At 56.8% G+C, this 18,739-nt stretch carries 13 protein-coding genes; 5 read left to right on the forward strand and 8 right to left on the reverse strand.

Going from position 1 to position 18,739, the window contains the following annotated elements; all coding sequences use genetic code 11:
- Positions 1–4: 4 nt before the first annotated feature.
- A complete protein-coding gene (locus AC4HNJ_RS16380) occupies positions 5–1,174 on the forward strand; it encodes a glycosyltransferase family 4 protein (RefSeq protein WP_490480669.1) in 1,170 nt (389 codons plus the stop codon).
- A gap of 288 nt (positions 1,175–1,462) precedes the next feature.
- A complete protein-coding gene (locus AC4HNJ_RS16385; protein ID WP_490480670.1) occupies positions 1,463–2,647 on the forward strand; it encodes a right-handed parallel beta-helix repeat-containing protein in 1,185 nt (394 codons plus the stop codon).
- A gap of 51 nt (positions 2,648–2,698) precedes the next feature.
- On the opposite strand, the gene AC4HNJ_RS16390 is transcribed toward AC4HNJ_RS16385, so the two are convergent.
- The 3 genes from AC4HNJ_RS16390 to AC4HNJ_RS16400 all read right to left on the reverse strand — a co-directional run bounded on the left by AC4HNJ_RS16390 (position 2,699) and on the right by AC4HNJ_RS16400 (position 6,889).
- A complete protein-coding gene (locus AC4HNJ_RS16390) occupies positions 2,699–4,021 on the reverse strand; it encodes a lipopolysaccharide biosynthesis protein (RefSeq protein WP_490480671.1) in 1,323 nt (440 codons plus the stop codon).
- Positions 4,022–4,117: 96 nt separating this feature from the next.
- Entirely contained in the window at positions 4,118–6,322 is a 2,205-nt protein-coding gene (locus AC4HNJ_RS16395) for a polysaccharide biosynthesis tyrosine autokinase (RefSeq protein ID WP_490480672.1), read from the reverse strand.
- 30 nt (positions 6,323–6,352) lie between these two features.
- Positions 6,353–6,889: a low molecular weight protein-tyrosine-phosphatase gene (locus AC4HNJ_RS16400; protein WP_490480673.1), complete on the reverse strand. Its 537-nt coding sequence runs from the start codon at positions 6,887–6,889 to the stop codon at positions 6,353–6,355.
- Between the two features lie 451 nt (positions 6,890–7,340).
- On the opposite strand from AC4HNJ_RS16400, the gene AC4HNJ_RS16405 reads away from it, so the two are divergent.
- Positions 7,341–8,267: a polysaccharide biosynthesis/export family protein gene (locus AC4HNJ_RS16405; protein WP_490480674.1), complete on the forward strand. Its 927-nt coding sequence runs from the start codon at positions 7,341–7,343 to the stop codon at positions 8,265–8,267.
- Between the two features lie 57 nt (positions 8,268–8,324).
- Here AC4HNJ_RS16405 and AC4HNJ_RS16410 read toward each other — a convergent pair whose 3' ends face one another.
- From AC4HNJ_RS16410 to AC4HNJ_RS16430, 5 genes are all read right to left on the reverse strand, one after another.
- Complete coding sequence (locus AC4HNJ_RS16410) at positions 8,325–8,591, reverse strand: hypothetical protein (RefSeq protein ID WP_490480675.1); 267 nt, start codon at positions 8,589–8,591, stop codon at positions 8,325–8,327.
- Positions 8,592–8,749: 158 nt separating this feature from the next.
- Positions 8,750–10,996: a glycoside hydrolase family 20 protein gene (locus tag AC4HNJ_RS16415; protein ID WP_490480676.1), complete on the reverse strand. Its 2,247-nt coding sequence runs from the start codon at positions 10,994–10,996 to the stop codon at positions 8,750–8,752.
- Positions 10,997–11,059: 63 nt separating this feature from the next.
- Positions 11,060–14,011, reverse strand: coding sequence for a TonB-dependent receptor domain-containing protein (locus tag AC4HNJ_RS16420; protein WP_490480677.1), 2,952 nt, complete (start codon positions 14,009–14,011; stop codon positions 11,060–11,062).
- A gap of 166 nt (positions 14,012–14,177) precedes the next feature.
- Complete coding sequence (locus AC4HNJ_RS16425) at positions 14,178–14,846, reverse strand: alpha-L-fucosidase (protein WP_490480678.1); 669 nt, start codon at positions 14,844–14,846, stop codon at positions 14,178–14,180.
- Entirely contained in the window at positions 14,846–15,976 is a 1,131-nt protein-coding gene (locus tag AC4HNJ_RS16430) for a glucokinase (RefSeq protein WP_490480679.1), read from the reverse strand. Before AC4HNJ_RS16430 ends, AC4HNJ_RS16425 begins: the two co-directional genes overlap by 1 nt.
- An 845-nt stretch (positions 15,977–16,821) precedes the next feature.
- On the opposite strand from AC4HNJ_RS16430, the gene AC4HNJ_RS16435 reads away from it, so the two are divergent.
- Entirely contained in the window at positions 16,822–17,838 is a 1,017-nt protein-coding gene (locus AC4HNJ_RS16435; protein ID WP_490480732.1) for an aldo/keto reductase, read from the forward strand.
- A complete protein-coding gene (locus AC4HNJ_RS16440; protein ID WP_490480680.1) occupies positions 17,835–18,701 on the forward strand; it encodes an amidohydrolase family protein in 867 nt (288 codons plus the stop codon). Before AC4HNJ_RS16435 ends, AC4HNJ_RS16440 begins: the two co-directional genes overlap by 4 nt.
- Positions 18,702–18,739: the final 38 nt, after the last annotated feature.

The following is an 18,739-nucleotide window of genomic DNA, read 5'->3' on the forward strand; positions in this document are numbered from 1 at the left end:
AGCCATGAAAATATTTTTTTTCGCCAATACAGATTGGTATCTGTACAACTTCCGACTGTCTACCGCGTTGCGATTGCAATCGGAGGGGCATGGAGTGGTCATGGTTTCACCGTCAGGCGATTTCGGTGCTCGCTTTGCTTCCCATGGACTTCGCTGGATTACGCTGCCTATGGATCGGGCGAGCCTGAATCCGCTCTGGGAAACCCACACGCTTTATCACCTCGCAAAGGTTCTGCGCCGGGAAAGGCCTGATCTGCTGCATAACTTCACCCTCAAATGTGCTGTGTATGGCTCACTCGCGGCGCGCCTGGCGCGCGTGCCGCACGTCGTTAATGCCGTCGCGGGGATGGGGTACGTATTTACCAGCGACAGTTTCAAGGCTCGCGTGCTTCGCCCCATCGTAAGAGGGCTGCTGCGTGCCACGCTCAGCAGCGGCCGTTCGCTGCTCATTCTGCAAAATCCCGATGACGCGGAAGCATTTCTCACCGCAGGGCTCGTTTCCTCAGAAAGGGTTCGCGTCATCCGCAGCTCTGGGGTCAATACGACACGATTCCACCCCGCTCGCCGATCGAACAAACCGGACGAGCGGCTACGTGTATTGCTGGCTGCGAGGCTGCTTTGGGAAAAGGGCATCCAGGAATTCGTCGATGCAGCGGCGCTTTTGCAGCAACAAGGCCGGGACGTGGAATTCGTGCTGGCCGGCTCGCCGGACCCTGGCAACCCCCACGCCGTAGCGCCCGATCAGGTACATGGCTGGGCCGATGCCGGCCTGATTCGCTGGCTGGGGCATGTCAACGACATGCCAGCCTTGTTCGGCAGTGTGCATGTGATCGCTCTTCCCAGCTACTACCGCGAAGGCGTGCCAAAATGCCTGATCGAAGGTGCGGCTTGTGGGTTGGCCGTGGTAACTACCGATCGCCCTGGCTGCCGGGAAGTCGTCACGCAGGATGGCGTGGATGGCCTGCGGATAGAGCCTCGCAATGCGGCCTCCCTGGCCGCCGCCATCATACGCCTGGATGATGATCGCGAATTGCTGGTGCGACTGGGCGAAGCCGCGCGCTGGCGCGCATTACGGGATTTTGATGAGCGCACCGTGATCCAGAAAACGATCGACGTCTATAGCGAACTCCTCCAAAACGATGGCGATGCTCGCGTCACCCGCATCGAGGCGTGAAAATCCAAGAAAATAAGCAAGGAAAGCATACAGACAGGCGCCTTGCAGTTTGTCTCACTCCCATTAATTTCCATCACATACATGAATAATATAGACGTTTAGACGTCTATATGATTCATGTACTTGAAGTCATTCACGCTGAAGTTAACGTTTTGCCGCTTCTAATTTCGCGTACCGCAATTTAGTGTGAACGGAAACACATTTCCGCTCTTGCGCTTTCACGCATAAATGACGCACCTTAGCCTCGCACTTGACACAAAAGAGGCTGTTTCAAAGGTGGAAAATAAGTTGACGCCGAAAAGCGTGAAGGTAGGTATCGCCCCGAATTCGGGCACATTCACAACAAAGGGGATCAAATCCGTTTCTTATCGTAAATCGTTGCTGGCGGTCGCCGCCTCGGTGGCGATGGCAGCGGTGTCTTTGCCGGCATCCGCAACAAATTGGTGGAATCCGACGCCGTCGGTGTCGATCGGTTCGACCGTTATCAATGTTCGCAACATGGGCGCCATGGGAAATGGCACGACGGATGATACCGCCGCATTCCAGGCCGCGGTCGATGCATTGCCCGCCAGCGGCGGCACGGTCGTGGTGCCGAACGGCACGTATATGATCAACGCCCTGAAGGGCATCAACATGCGTTCGCACACGCGCCTGTCGCTGTACGGTGGTGCGTATCTCACCGCCATTCCCAATAACGCCCAGCGCTATTGGATCGTGAAGGTGTGGAACGTGAACAACGTGGAGATCGTTGGCGGCAACTTCGTTGGTGAGCGTAACAGTCACCAGGGTACCGGCGGCGAATGGGGCTATGGCATCAACATCGAAGGTTCGAGCACGGTCTATGTGCACGACACGACCGTCTCCAACAGCTGGGGCGATGGCGTATTAGTGGGCGCTACCGGCTCGGGCAGCAGCGCGGTGCTTTCGCAGGGCGTAACGCTGACGCGCGTCAAGTCCAAGAACAATCGCCGCCAAGGCCTGACGATCGGCCCGGCCACGCAGGTATATGTGTACGACAGCAGCTTTACCGGATCCAACGGCGCCGCGCCTCAGGCGGGTATCGACATCGAGCCGCAGACCCAGGGAAAGACCCAGCAGGTGCGCCTCGAAGGAACGGTTATGTCGGGCAACGTCGGCAATGGCCTTGAACTGCACGACAACGTTACCGGCGTCGTACTGGCTGCATGTACGGCTGAGAACAACCAAGGTTACGGCGTGTTCGATAGCGGTACTGACAATCTTTCGATCACGAACAGCCTTCTGAGCGAGAACTACCTGTTCGGCGTCGACATTGCTGGCACGACCAATAACGTGCAGATCGACAACAACACCATCGACTACAATGGCGCCGCCTGGTTTTATGCACACAACCAGTCGATCTTTTCAGCCGGATGGGTAGCGAGAGACATCATGATCGCCAGTACAGCAACCAATGTTTCTCAGTCGAACAACAAAGTTTCCCCCCTGAAGTAAAAACCGTTCCGGTCGCATCGTCATGCCAGGCGATGCGACCGACTCTCTTCTTCAGGCCGCGCGCCTGGCGTGGAATCGACGCATTCCGATGAACATCGCCGCCAACAGCGATGTTTCGCCGATAACGGTCGCGATAGCCGCGCCCCATTCGTGATACCGCGGGATCAATATGATGTTGGCTATGACAACGATCACCGCGCTGGTACCCATGGCAAGCACGCGGTAGCGCATGTGCCGCTCATTCAGCAAGGCGGAGCTCACGCCCGTGGAAAGGAAGCGGATGGGAACGCACAGCGCAAGGATCATCAAAACATGGATGACCGGCCGGTATTTCTCGCCAAAGATAATCGGTACTACCCAAGGCGCCACCCATACCAGCACAACCGCCACCAAAATACCGCATGCCAGCATTGCCATGTTCGCGTGCCGGTAGACCGTCCAGAATTTACCCGGATCGTGCACCGCCCAGCGATGCAACTTGGACAGCAGAAACTTCTGATACACCGTGGCTGGGATGAGATAGATGGCAGTCATCACACCCAGTGCAATACCAAAAATGCCTGCTTGCGCGTTACCGCCAAGATATTTGAGCAATACCGTGCTGATCTGGAAAAAGATCGGATACAGCACCGCTTCCGTGCCATAAGCCCAGGCCTGCGACCACAGCTGCCGCACGCGAGGGGACACTTGAGTAGGGTCCGCTGCAGGCGGGGAACCATGCCCCCAAAGCCGAATGCCTCCACGCAACATCGTCAGCAGCGCGGGCCATGCGAGCGCGGCCACGCACAGCGAAATAGCACTGAATCCTATGGCGACCAGCCGAAGATCGGGCGCCTGAACAAACCATAGCAACCCGACAACCATGACTCGGCTTCCCGGGGTCATCAATTGCCACGTCGCCAAGGTGAGGTGACGCTCCTCCAGACGCAACTGACTGCTAATCAGATTGACTGCCAGTATTCCCAGCACGACAGGCAGCAACAGCAGCAATAGATCCCGCGCATCTGGCGGCGCACCCAGGATCGACCAAAGCACAACAATGGCAATCGTTACCAAGGTGCTTCCGGCGATGAAACGCAATGACGGACGCAGCCAGCGATTCCCTCCCCACCCTTCCACTCCATAGATTTGCAGCCAGTATTGCGGCAATCCGAAACCGGCTAGCGGCGCCACCATCGTGATGGTGGCCAGCGACGATGCGAATAAGCCGTAATTGGCGGGCCCAAGTTCACGCGCAAGCAACGCCTGCGTGAGAAACGCCAGCACCGCGCCCAGTGCCGTGGCGACCCAAAGCATCGATACGGCACCCAGCGCACGACGCCAACCTTGGGGTAAGGCCATCCTCAGACGAACATCCGGTGTCGATGAATTCATGGCGCGCCAGCAAATGAAACCGCCACGCGAACCGCCAAGGGGAAGGAAGCCGGCAGGCCATCCACGCTTGCCGACCCCCTACCCGTTAAGGACACGTCAGACTTCAGTTGGCGCATAGGCGTAGTAAGCATAGGCGTAATAGCCAGCGGCACGCTTCTCTACAAGGTTGAAGATCGCGCCTTTGATCGGCACGCCATTCTGCTCAAGGCGTTGCTTGGCGAGTGCGATTTCACGTGTCTGGTTGACGCCGAAACGAACGACCATCAGGCTCGTACCGACATGATGGCCAATAACAGCGGCATCGGTGACGGCCAGCACAGGTGGCGTATCGATGATGATGAGGTCGTAGCGTGATTTCACCTTCTCGAGCAAGGCTGAAAAGTTGGCGTGCATCAACAGCTCAGAGGGATTGGGCGGAACCTTGCCGCGTGCAATAAAGAACAACTGATTGACCCCATTGACGGGACGGACCGCCTGCGGCGTATCAATCTGTCCGGAAATCAATTCAGACAAGCCGTTTTCGGCCCTGCCCCCCACCATCTTGTGTAAGGTACCTTTGCGCATGTCTGCGTCGATGAGCAATACGCGCTGCCCCGCCTGGGCCATCACCACGGCAAGATTGGATGCGGTGAAGCTCTTGCCGGCGCCGGGGCTGGGGCTGGAGATCATCAACACATTGTTTTTCGTCTCCAGACGCGCAAAGTGCAAGCTAGTGCGCAAGCTGCGCAATGCCTCCGTTGCCATATCCGCCGGCGCTTTCAAAGCCAGCAGATGTTGATGGCTGCTCGCTCGACTCCGACTAAGGCGCATACCGCTTTTGCGCTGAGCATCGCTCATCGGGATGGAGACGTACACCGGCAAGCCCAGACGTTCGATCGCCACCGGATCTTCAACCCCACGACTCAGCAGCTGGCGCGTAAAAATGAATGCCAGCGCAGCAAGGAAGCCAAGCACGGCACCGCCGGGAATGACCCAGAGCGGACGCGGCCACCAAGGCTTGGCCAGATTGACCGCAGAGGGGTCGATGATCCGCACGTTTCCAACCGAACCTGCACGAGCAATATCCAATTGCTGGGCTTGGTTGAGGAGATTGGTGTAGGTCTGATTGGTAACTGTAACGTCACGCTTCAACTTGAGCAGTTCCTGCTGGGTATTGGGTAACTGTCCAATCTTATGTTGAAGTGCACCCTTCTCAGCCTCCAGCTGGCTGATCTGCTGTTGCAAAGCCTGGTATTGAGGATGCTCAGGAGTGAAATGCCGCTCGACATCGGCCATCTGCATGCGCAGCTGATCGAGATTGGTGTCGATGGATACATTCTGATCCAGCAGCGATTGCGTCTGCATGTCCAGGTTCACGGAGTGAGCACGCAGCTGGTAAGCATTCAGCGCTTGCGTCGCGTGCTCCAGTTCCTGCTTCACCTTAGGCAGTTGCTCTCTTACGAACTTCAAGCTGCTGGCTGCTTCCGCAGCGCTACGGTCGACATTTTGGCGTACATAGAGTGCGGTGACCTGGCCGAGCAGATTAGTGGCAAGCACCGGATCGGCATTGTTGTAAGTCAATGCGATGATGCCCGAATCCTTGCCCTGCTCTTCAGCGTTAATGTGCTTCTGAAGATTGGCAATGGTATCCATATGCGAGTGACGGATAACCGTAAAGCGCGTGCCGGGATTGGCGCGCAACGTTCTCACCTGCATCGTCACGCCGTTTCCGGTAGCGACCTGGCCAGCCTGTCCTTTCAGTAACACATCGCCGTCGGAGTCTTGCAGGGCGTAGGAGCCATGGTCGCCAGCGATCAGCAACATCTTCTCATCGAGCAAGTCGGCCGGCACTTGCAGCTGATAGATGTCCAACTGCGATCCACCCCAGTCATACCGGCTAAGTCCCGCCGGCGCCGATGCCACCTCGCCCGGATGATTGGCTACAAATCGGCGCGCCATGAATGAACCAAAAATCGGGAAGTGCTTTGGTGAACTCTCGACATCAAGCTTCAGGTTTTCGACAGCCTTCCCGACGACTGAACGCGAAGTAAGCAACTGGATTTCAGTGATGGCCTGGGAGGTGGAGATACCGAGCGTTTCGCTGAGATCCTCGAGGCCAGGCAAGGTCGGTGCCTTTTGCTCAACTTGGACCGACGCACTGGCCTGATACACCGGTGTGGCAAGAATGGCATAAGCCACGCTGAGGACGAGAAACGCGATCGTAATGGCAACAATCTGCCATTTGTGATCGGACAAGGTGCCGAGCAATGCACGCAGATCGATGTCATCGTCGCGTGTCGAGAAGGTCTGCTTGGTGGTCATGGAAGGCCGCTCCTCAAACAGGTGAAGCGTTTATAAATAGCGAAGCCAGCTTTCGACGCCGCGCTCGATCTGGTTATGCACCTTCTCGAACACGCGCTGCGGCTGGCGATAGGGGTCGGGTACATCGTTGGCGTCGTGCCATTTATCAAGCAGAAACATTTTTCCGCTTGCTTCCGGCGCCAGGCGCGACGCCGCTGCCAAATGAGCGCGCTCCATGGCCAGTATCAGGTCAGCCTCACGCAGCATCTCAGGCTCGACCTGCCGCGCACGATGTTGTGCGGCATCAATACCTTTCTTTTTCAGGATCCGCATGGCGTGTATGTCGATAGGCCGGCCAACCAATGCGCCAAGCCCTGCGCTGCTGACATGAATATCGCAATGCATGAGTTTGTCGCGAAATAAGAATTCCGCGGTAGGACTACGGCATATATTGCCTATGCATACAATCAAAATGCTTTTGAACACGCAGAAATGCACTCCCACCGCATAGATACCATGGCACTGACTTGCAGCCCGTTGCGGCCTCTTTGTGTTGACGAAAAAAACACCTAGCAAAACGAATGGCAACTAACTTGCACCCACATACACATTTACTTTTCCGCATCTAAACAACGAAATCCACTTATAGGACTTCGTTTGTCAAAGCGACATCTATTTGCATCAGTTCTCGTTGCAAGACGTTCTCTATACGTAAGTGACGAAAAAAAGTTGCGCTCGACCATAGTTCATATACGGCCGACTAACGGTGACGGGGGGTTTAATTAATTAAACGTGGCCGATTCGAGAGTTCTATTTTAAATCCATCCCCTCGTTCCTTAGCGATCCCGACACAACGCGCCACTGTGGAGTGCACATGAAAGCATTGACTGTTCTGGCTGTTGTTCTGATAACCCTTTTCCTCAATGGGTGCGCTGTTGTGCCTGGGCAGCACATGTCTGAAAGCGCTTTATCGAACCCAGAAAAGGGCCGTGTCCAATTGGTTCAAATTACGCCGCAGTGGGTTGAGAACCAGCCTATTGTGTCGACTCCGTCCGTTTCGCCGGAGCTGTTGAACTATCGGCCTGAGCCATATCACATCGGGCCTGGCGATACGCTTTACATCACGGTGTGGGACCATCCGGAATTGACTGCGCCTGCTGGCGCGCAGCAGCAGGCGGCTGCAAACAGCCGTCTTGTGCGTTCGGACGGCACCTTGTTCTATCCCTATGCGGGAGTGATCCATGCAGCGGGCATGACGGTGGATCAATTGCGGCAGACACTCACAAGCAAGCTCACCCGCTACGTGAAGAGCCCACAAGTCGATGTCAGCGTGATCAGTTATGGAAGCCAGCAAATCACGCTTGCCGGTGCTTTTACAAACACGACGCCCCAGCAATCAACGACGATTCCGCTCACACTGGCGCAAGCCGTCGGCAGTGCAAATATCAATCTTGCACAGGCCGATCTCTCCGATTTGGTGCTGACGCGAGATGGGCATAACTACCACATCGATCTCAACACGATCGGCAAAGCCACCGAGCACAGAATTTATCTGAAGCCCGGCGACCGCTTGTTCCTGCCCTACAACGACAACAAAGAAATTTACGTAATGGGCGAAGTGATGCGGCCGATGGCCATAACGTTCAAGACGGATGATCTCAGCCTCACCCAGGCGCTAGGACGTGCCGGTGGATTGGATCCCGTCACCGCCAGCGCCAAGTCGGTCTACGTGATTCGCGGAGTGAAAGATCTGGCGCGAGAGCCCGCCACGGTCTATCACTTGAATGCACGCTCACCAGCCGCATTCGCCCTGGCGGACAACTTCCACGTAAAAGCTGGTGACGTCGTCTGGGTGGGTGCCGCAGCCATCACGCAGTGGGGCCGTTTTCTCAGTCAGCTGGTACCGCTGTCCAGCCTCGTAGGCAATGCCGCTTTCGCGAGAGAACAGATCAACGCGACACCATAATTCGGGATCGTTTTTCCGTGGACAGGTGCTGCGGGTTGGCACCTGTCTTTTTTGCCTTTATTGGCCTGAGCGCAAACGCGCAATCTCTGCATAGGCCTCATCAAGCTCGCTGCGCAATGCCTGGTTGCTGTCCAGCAACTGGCGAATTTCCTGACATTGCGAAATCACCGTGCGCAGCACTTCAGATTTGACCAGCACATGACGGGCGCGGTATACGCGCATGCGTTCGGCTGCCGTTTTTGCTTTCCCTGTCGGCGGACGGCCGCGACGAGAACGCTGCGGAAGCAGCATGGCGATAGTTCCTGGATCTAAAGGATCAACCATGTTCTGTAACCCCTTATTTTTGATGAATCTATGTTAGTGTAACGTTACGATAATTGCAACGAGAAAAAGCCCCTGAAAGGGGCTTCTCGGGGGCCATGAATGGCGTTCAAAAAGCGCACGCCCCCGATGTGACTCACCGACTGCGACGACAAAATGGATTACTGAATGAGAATTTCGTCCGCGAACAGCCAGATGTCGTTTGCGCCGTCCGCAAACGACGCTGGCAGGTCGGTTTGGCGAGTGGCTTGGATTCGTACATACCGGGCAGGAAAAGGTTTCTCCGCACGGAATTGGAATCGCTGTATGGCCGGCGGCGATGCGAGATCCAGCGTGGGGGTTTGGGTATAGACCTGCGTCCAATGCTTGCCATCGATGGACTCGGAAAACACAAGCCGCCCCGGCCACAGAATCCTGGACTGCGGCGCCTGCAAAAAACCAACCTCGATGCTATGAATTGACGTCTCCCGGCCCAGGTCGATGGTGGCATCCAGGTCGCTGTCATGCCACGCCGCCCAACGCCCATCGTGGACATCGGTGGTGCCAAGGACCCCATCCAGCAGCACACGACCCGGGGCATAGTCCGACGATGCAGGCTGAGCAAACCTAATAGGATGCCCCAGCGCCAGATTGGCTCTCAGAACGAAATGCGTTGGCTCGTCATAACGAAGGCCGTGCCGGAAAGGCACGACATCGATGGTGCCAGGCCGCTCGATGTGGAGAACGTCGTCAAACATCGGAGAGTGATCTGTTGGTTCGGAGCCATTCTGCGTATAGGCATTGTGCAAATCGGAAAACCCGCGCTTGGCATGCAGTTGCCAGCCGTGGCCATCGGCATCGACCGTCATGTTGTATGTCACTACCGGGCCATCTTCGGGGCCATAAGCCACCTGTTGCGCATCCAGCCACGGAGATTGCGCCTTCAGCCGCCGAGCGAAATTCGCATAAGCGGCATCGTCACCATGACTGCCATCCCACAGGTTTTCAGCGAGAGCCTGCATACGCGGATACATTTTCCACTCGGCATTGACCGGATTGGCGCGCTCGCTCCACAGAGGAGCTTCAGCGCCGAGTATCTGCGCGCGGTGGATCCGGAAGACATCGTCTGCGTCACTTATCTTCGCTGACGATCCGCTGCCCGCGATCTGTGTCCGATAGATATCCTCTGTCGTGAGCTTGTCCAATGGCGCATCCAGGTAGAACGGTCCCGCAACAATGATGCGATTGCCATTCAACAATGCCTTGCGAGCTTCATCATCGCCACGCCAAACCTCGATGATGGCATTCTTGTCCGCTCCACCCTCCAGTATTTCATCCCAACCGATCAAGGTTTTGCCTTTGCTGGCCAGATAACGCTGGATATGTTGGATGAAATAGCTTTGCAGTCCTTCTTCATCCTTGAGCCCCTGCGCATGCATCAATGCCTGACAAGAAGCGCATGTCTTCCATCGGTCCTTCGGCGTTTCGTCCCCGCCGATGTGCACGTAAGGTGACGGAAATAGCGCAACGACTTCGTCCAGCACGTGCTGCAGAAAAGTGAACGTTTCAGGCTTGCCAACGCAATCGATATCTTTGAACACACCCCAGGTAGTAGGTACGGTCAAGGGTTGGTTCGTGCACGACAATGTGGGATAGGACGCGAGCGCAGCAACGCTGTGGCCGGGCATTTCAATTTCCGGGATCACCATGATGTTGCGCCGCTGCGCGTAGCGCACGACATCGCGAATATCATCTTGCGTGTAAAAGCCACCGTAGCGGTGGCCGTCCGACTCTGTCCGCCACGCGCCTATCTCCGTCAACTTTGGGTAGCGATGAATCTGGATTCGCCATCCTTGGTCGTCGGTAAGGTGCCAATGGAAGACGTTGATTTTGTAATAGCTCAATATATCGAGTTGTTTCTTGATGAACGAAACAGGATAAAAGTGCCTTCCCACGTCGAGCATGAAGCCACGATAGGCAAAAGCCGGCGCATCGTCGATGCGTACGACCGGAACCTGTACCGATGCCGCATGTTTCATCGGCAGAAGTTGACGCAAGGTCTGAACACCCCAGAACAGCCCTTTATCGGTAGCTGCCTGGATGATGATGCCGCGCGGCGTCACGGATAAGCGGTACGCCTCCGCTCCTTTTATGGATGGATCGATGGCCAGTTCAATGCCATGCGCGTGATGACTGTGCGATAGCACGATGCCTGTTTGCCGGGTGACAGCATCGCGCAAGAACGAGGCGATGTCTCGCGCTCTGGGATTGTCAGGCGTATCGACGCCGGTATGCGCGTCCAGACGATACACACCTTCCCCTACCTCCATCTGCTGCGGCTTGGGGATGATCGTGATATCAGCCCTTGAATACGAACTCGCCAGGATGGCCGATAACCCCACGCAACAGATCAAAACGTATTTCAACATCGCCTTCGCTCTTTGGCAGCTACAAAAAAAGAGCCCGACCAAGTCGGGCTCTTTGGTTTCTCGTCAGTCGATCTTCCAATCCAGGTTCATGAATATCTCGCGGCCGGTGTAATCCGCTCCTTGCTGGGTGGGGATAAATTCGAAACCACCGGCGTAGTCCGTGATCGTGCCGACCTTGTTGAAGATATTCGAAATACTCAGGCCAACTTTCAGTTTGTCGTTGATGGCATAAGAGGCTGACGTACTGAAGATCACCCAATTCGGAACATGTCCGAAGTAGAGCGTACAGTTCGGATCGCCCACTCCTGGCTGGATGCCGTTGGGCAGCACTTCGCAACCGCCATAGTTGGCCGCACGAATGCCGCCGGTACGCTCCCCATGCAAGGTGACATCCCAGGCATTGATATGCCAATGCACGTTTGCCACGGTTTTGGTGGCAGGATAGTTGTAGCGCGTATTGAGCAGCGGATCCGATGCCAGCGTGCGTTCCTTGTATTGCAGGTTGTTGGTGTAGTTCAAATCGAAATTGAAATGACCCCAATTTTCGGTCGAGAGCTTGTAATCCACCGTGCTGTCGATACCGCTCACATATAGCGAGGCTTCGTTGATCGGGCCGGTGTGAACGCTGAGGATGTTGCCATTAGCATCACGCACGACGTTGGCAATCGCTTCTTTGCAGTAGTCCGAACCAAGCGGGTGCTCGATATACGGCGCACCGGTGACCTGCAAGCCGGTCAGGCATCCCGCCTCATCGGTGAGCGCCTGCTGCAGCCCGATCCACGAGATCGCATTGCTGATGCCCATATGCCAATAGTCGGTCGAGAACGAAAGTCCCGTAACCCACGGGATATCCCACACGAACCCATAGGTCCAGGAGTGCCCCGTTTCAGGCAGAAGATTGGGGCTGCCGCCCTGGAACTGCTGGAAATAGTTGGCGTGCTGATAATTCGCGCAGGTGCGATCGCCGGTCTTGATGCATTGTAACGGGTCGGAATAATCGCCGACGGTTTGCACCGAGTCGTTGAGATAGATGGCCTGCATATCCGGCGCATGGAAGTTGGTGCCGTACGAGCCGCGAATCAGCAGGCCATCGATCGGACGCCACTCGATGCCCGTACCCCAAGTTTTAGCGATGTCCGCACTGCTGTGGTCGTCGTATTTGTCGATACGTCCGGAGATGGTCCAGATAACCGACTCTGCCAACGGCACGCGGAATTCGGTGGCCGTTGAGAACCGGGTGCGGGTGCCGCCGCCGGTGTAGTAGTTGAAGAACGGATCCGCAAAGGTATCGCTGAATCCGCGCGGATCAGGTGCCAGCGAAAAGCCCTCGTGATTGGCTTCGAATACCCACGACGCGCCCACCGGTCCCGCCCAGGTGTTGAACAGCTGGCCATTGGTGAGATTCAAAGTCGCCTGATTCATCCAGCTGACAGCACTGTTCTCGCCACCTGCCGCAAACGTCGCGTACTGTGCGGGCGTGATCGGGCTCCACCAGCGCTGCGCGTTGATGGCGTAGACCGGATAGGTCGTACCGCCAATCGTGGTGGTGCCCAGCTGCTTGCCGAAGAAGAAGTTGGACATGGCCTGGTAATTCAGGGCCGTGTAGTCCTCGTGCACGAGGTATTTGCTGCTGCCGAGATTGAAATCCCAATCCCAGTTATCCAGGAACGTGCCCTTCAGGCCGGCATGAATGTCCCAGTTGGTCTCGTAGTCATGGGTATTGCCATAGGTACCCATTTCCTGCGGCGTCAGCTGGCGACCGTAGTTGGTGATGACCTGGCCGGACGTCTGATCGTAGAAATTGTTGGGCAAGGTCCCGAAGGCGGGTCCGAATTCCGGCAGCTGTGTATTGGAGGTGCCGGTATTGGTGTACAGGCCCACTGAGCCATAGGCCTGCACTGCATCGCTGAAGTCATATTCGCCCGCTACGTATACATTGTCGGCGCGATAACCGGGCGAGAGCACCCAGTTGCCGAAAAGCGCGTTCTGCTGGCAATACGAGCCCCAATGGGTGACACCCGGCAGCACCTGACTGCCACTGGTATTGACGGAGCGATAATTATGCTGGCTGAAGTTGTTGCCGAACTGGCTGCAAGCCCCGGCAGGTGGATTGACGAACAAGTTGCCGGCGCCCGGACTGCCGGGAGTACCCGGATTCACTGAATTGAAAGCGCTTGGACCATTCAGAAAGATGCCAGGACTGCGCGGATAGCCGAACGCGCGATCGATCGGGTTATAAGCACCATAACCTGCGTCGCCGTCGGAATCCGTGTAAGAACGATCGCGTGCCCATAACGGTGAACGATTGGTGTGTTCATACGTATACATCAGGTGCCACTTGTCGCCGGAACGGCCGCCCGTGTAGAGAAAATCACCGTACCGACGACCGCCACGGGTGGCGCCACCGGCTGTGACCTTGATGTCGTCGCCGACGTAGTTCTTCTTCAGGATGACGTTGATCACGCCTGCCACAGCATCCGACCCGTAGATGGACGACGCACCGGAGCCCAGCACTTCAATGTGATCGACCATCCCGACCGGGATGTTGTTGTAGTTCTGGAACGTGGTTTCGCCGTTGTTGCCTGGCATAGGGTAATCGGTGACGCGATGGCCATCGATCAGCAACAACGTATGGTCAGGACCGAGGTTACGCAGATTTACCACGCGCGCATTGACGGCGCTGTTGCCCCAGGTCGAAATGCGATTGGCGAAATCCGGTGCGGAAATTTGCGGCATCGAATCGAGGAATTCCCACAGGGTAGTGAACCCTTGGGCCTTGATCTGTTCGCCGGTGACGATTTGGACCGGCGCCGGCCCTTCGATCGTGGAACGCGGAATGCGTGAGCCTGTCACGATTACTTTCTGCAGCGTCTTGGGCTGCTGATTGTTGGATGAAGCGCTGTTCTGGGAATTGCCTGCCGGCGTTGTCGCGGTCTGTGCAAAAGCACATGGAGCAAATAATGCCAACGCCAAAGAACTAGCCAATACGCCACGGCGTATCCGAATGGTACTCATGTCTTCTCCCCTCCCGATGAAAATCAATATCTATTGCCGTCCGGCCGTTGCCGTGGCCGAAGTTGGCATCTATGGATGTATTGCTGGCGATCTTCTGGGGTGATGCTTCTTTTCTTTCGTGCCATTTATTTATGAACGTTGTACGCAACCCTCCGTCATCGTTGACTCAACACCACCTCCTATCGCGATGCGAGGACAAGCCGAGTTTCATGCCCTGCGCGCGAATGGCCTTGGCCAGTTCGCCGATCACGTCACGGGGCGGCCCCATCTTCACAGCCGTCCAATCCGACAGTTTCGAGTCGTGCATGGCGAAACCGTCGTGATGTTCAGCCACCGGCACCACGTAGCGTGCGCCTGCTTTGCGAAACAAGGCCGCCCATGCTTGCGGATCGAAATGCTCGGCCTTGAAGCGCGGAATCAAATCCTTGTAGCCCGCCTTCGGCATGGGGCCGTATGTGGCGATTTGATGCCGATAATAATCAGCGTACTCGCCTGTGCGCTCATACATATGGCGCGAATGCCACTCCCCCTTGCATGCCGCTACCGAATACACACCCCAATGAATGAAGATGCCGAACGTTGCGTCTCGATACCATTCTGGCGTGCGGTAAGCCGTGAGACTTTGCCAGGCCATCGCGTGAGTCCGCGCGAGAATCGCGCGGCGCACAGCGTCGTAAGGGCGATTGGCAGCCACCCACTGTTGTTCGATGGTTGCCGCATCCGGTGGTGTGATGTTTTGCGGCGTATTCATCGCGACAGCGTTGGCACCGCAAAACACCGCGATCATGACGACCCAACCAACCATGCGGCGCGAGATGGATGGGTGCTCGATCATCAGGATGCCGCTCCCTCTTGCGCATCATGATGGACATGGCTATGAAGCCAGCTCGCCGCGCCAATGACCCCAAGCCGCGCATGGTCCACGACATGCACCGGCACCGTTTGCTGGAAAGGTCGCATCACGCCCTTGTCGAGAAAGCGCTCGACGAAGCTGCTGCTCACCATGAAATCTGTCATGCGTGACAGAAAGCCACCCGCAATATAGATGCCGCCCGTGGCGCTGTAGAGCATGGCGAGATCGCCGGCAAAGGAACCGAGCCAACCGCAAAACCGTTGCAGGGTTTCCACGGCCAGCGCATGGGTGCCTGCACATGCCGCCGCGGTAATGGCCGCTGGCTCATCGAATTCGACCTGCACCCTTTCAAGGCGGCACAGCGCCTGATACAGGCGCAGCAATCCAGGCCCGGACAAGACATAGTCGTAAGGCACATGGGAATCCGCTTGTGCCAGTTCGCTCAAGATCGCTTGCTCACGGCCAACGCGGGCGGCCAATTGAATGTGGCCAGCTTCGGTAGCCAGCACCTTGGGTGGCGCGCCCGGCAAGCGCACCGCCACGCCAAGGCCAGTGCCTGGACCTACGACGACTGCAGCGCCCTCTTCCGCCGCTGTGTTTTGTCTTGAGGCATGTAAGGTGACAACGCTGCCAGGATCCAGATAAGCCGTACCGTAGGCGAGTGCTTCAAAGTCGTTGAGGACTTTCACTTCGCTCAAACCGAGTGCCTTTTCAAGGGCAGCCGGTACGACAGGCCAGTGCAGATTGTTGTTCACCACCGCGCCATCGTGCAGGAAGCCCGCACATGCAAGGGCAAGGTGCCGCGGCGCTACCGCAAACCTGTTGCAGAAGGCCTGCACGATTAGGTCGAAGCCAGTGAAATCCGCACATTTGTAAACGTGGTAGGCCAATACCTCCGGTGTGCCCGTCGCGGATTTGAATCGGATCAAGCCAATGCGCGCATGCGTGCCGCCCACGTCTGCGGCAAGAAAAAGATCCTGCTCGCTGAAAGACGATGTCAGCCGAACTGGTGACATGAGATCGAACTCCCCGGGCGCGCCGTCGAGCGCATGCGAAGGCGATGGAAGTTCTCCCCGATCACCCTGGTACTGATGGCTCCGGTCATCGGGCACGACGCGACTCCATGCCGGAAACCGGACGGATTTCGATTGCTCTACGCAATTGGACGGAACCCCTCATATCCCCTCCGGCGTCGCACGTTGTGGCTCATCCATGAACCATTCATATGCGAACATCCATTTCATATTTATTTGGGAACAGCTTATAGGGCGAATTTAGATCGAGGCAAGCCGCAACGCAACAGAATGTTGCGGTTTCGCAGCACATTGCGAAACCAAACGGTCAAACGTGGCTAGAGCCGCTTCGAATCGAGCACCACCTGGGCCATACGAAGCCGTTTCCAGGTCTAAGCGACGTGAAGCATGCCGTCCGGTCTGGACGATGACGGGATAAAAGCATTCCACACCGAGACGCTGCTCCAGCGTCAGCACGCACTTCCCATGTTCGCCCTTGCGTCTTCAGGGCAACACGGCATGCATGCCACCCATGTCGGTCACGAAAAGGTGTCATCACCTCTTTTGCCGCCACTCGATTGCGCAGACCTGCCCGCCCGCAGGTTTGGACGGCAAAGGCGTCCCCACAGCCATCTCTGTCATTTCGACACGCCCCGCCCAAGTCCGTGGGAAAGCGGCCCTTCCCATTTCACTCGACATTTCGTTCGTGCCAGCATGTTCATTAACAAAACTATATTTTATATATGTTTAACAGAGGAAAGAACTCAAGCGTCTCAATCTTTTCAGGCTCGTCCATCAGTGACTTTAGGTCACCTATAAAATAATCGTTTATATATACACGACAGGTAAGATGCGCGATGATGCGTCCGGGCGATGGCAGGCGCCGCGTGGAACGCAAAGCCTGAGAGCTTGAAAAGTCACCGTGAGAGCGAATGACGCAATCAATGGCCAGACCGGATACCGATCACGTCGCGACTCGGCCGCACCCGTGGCTGTTCTCGCGCCTGTCTTTCGGAGGCGCGCCGATCGGCAATCTCTATGAATCGGTAGATGACGACTCCGCTATCACCACCCTCGCACACGCTTGGCGATGTGGCATCCGGCATTTCGACACGGCGCCCTATTACGGCTACGGTTTGAGTGAGGCACGGCTCGGCACCGCGCTCCAGGCATTTCCGCGCGAGAGCTTTACGCTCTCCACCAAGGTTGGGCGGCTCATCGAAGTGGATGTCCGACAAACCGATCACCGCGACGGCTTCATGGTCGACGGTCGCCGTGCATACTTTGACTACAGTCGTGATGGCGTGCTGCGTTCATTCGAGGCTAGCCTGAAGCGCCTGCAGACGGATTGTATCGATGTGTTACTGCTGCACGATATCGGTGCGCTGACTCATGGTGTGAATCATGCGAGTGTTATGCGCCAAGCCCTGGATGAGGCCTTGCCGGCGATGGCAGAGCTTCGCGCGCAAGGCGCATGCCGAGCCATCGGCATGGGTGTCAATGAAGAAGCCGTATGCCTGGAAGTGATTCCACGCTTCCCTCTCGACACCATCATGCTGGCGGGCCGCTACACGCTTTTCGAGCAACAACACAGTCGAGAAGTGATGGCGCAAGCACACATGCATGACATCACGGTACTCGCGGCGGCCCCCTACAATTCCGGCCTTCTTGGCAGTGAAGCAGGCCCTGGCCGTTTCTACAACTACAGACCTGCTGGCGAGGCAACGCGGGCGCGGGCGCAGCAGTTTTATGACATCCTCGCCCGCACACATACCGACGTCGGGGCTGCGGCATTGCAATTTCCGCTAGCGCATCCAGCCGTCGCGAGCGTGGTATGCGGACTGCGTTCCGTCATGGAAGTCGATCAGGCCGTGGCACGCATCCAGGCACGGGTTCCTTCCGACGCATGGCGTACCTTGCGTGAGGCCAAGTTGCTGCAGGATAACGTTCCGACGCCGTGATCATCGTTGATGCACATCAGCATTACTGGGAGCCGCGGCGGAACGATTACGGTTGGCTTGCCCATGCAGCGGCGTCATTGCAACGCGCCTTCCTGCCGCAGGATCTCCGCCAACAACGAGCTGCTGCAGGCGTGCAGTTTTGCGTCTTGGTACAGGCAGCGCCCACCGAAGATGAAACGCGCTATCTGTTTAGATTGGCGCATGAGGATCCCGCTGTCGCGGGTGTGGTCGGCTGGGTGGACATGGAAGCTGACGACATCGATGCGCGCATCGATAGCTTGATGTGTGATGGTGGCGGCCTGTTGCGCGGATTGCGTCCCATGGCGCAAGACCTGCTCGATCCGGACTGGCTGGCGAAGCCTTCCCTCGATAGCGCTTTCGACTGCATCCAGGAGCGCGGCCTCGCCTTCGATGCGCTGGTTGGCATGCCACAACTGCCGGCGCTTTTGCATCGACTGCGCCGACATCCTCGTCTGAATATCGTGCTGGACCATGCCGCCAAACCAGCGATAAGTGAGGGCAGCTTCGGACAATGGGCCGATTGGATGGACCGGTTGACCCAGCACCCCCAGCTTCATTGCAAGCTTTCCGGCTTGCTCACCTTGCTTGACCAGCCCGCGCATGAAGAGGCCATCGAGGTTTATGTGGGTGCCCTTTTCGCTCGGTTTGGCGCCGAACGCCTGATATGGGGAAGCGACTGGCCGGTGTTGACCACGCATGCTGACTACACACATTGGCTGAAGTTGGCCATGCGTCTGACTGAGCGCTACGCCTCCGGATCGCAGTCAGCCGTATTCGCTGAAAATGCTGTGCGTTTCTATGCACTGAACATCGAATGTCCGGAAACAAAGAGTACGCAATGACTTTCCACCCTGCGCAAGGTAAAGCGCGAAGCAAGGAG

It is taken from the genome of Dyella sp. SYSU CM1112, assembly GCF_058216415.1.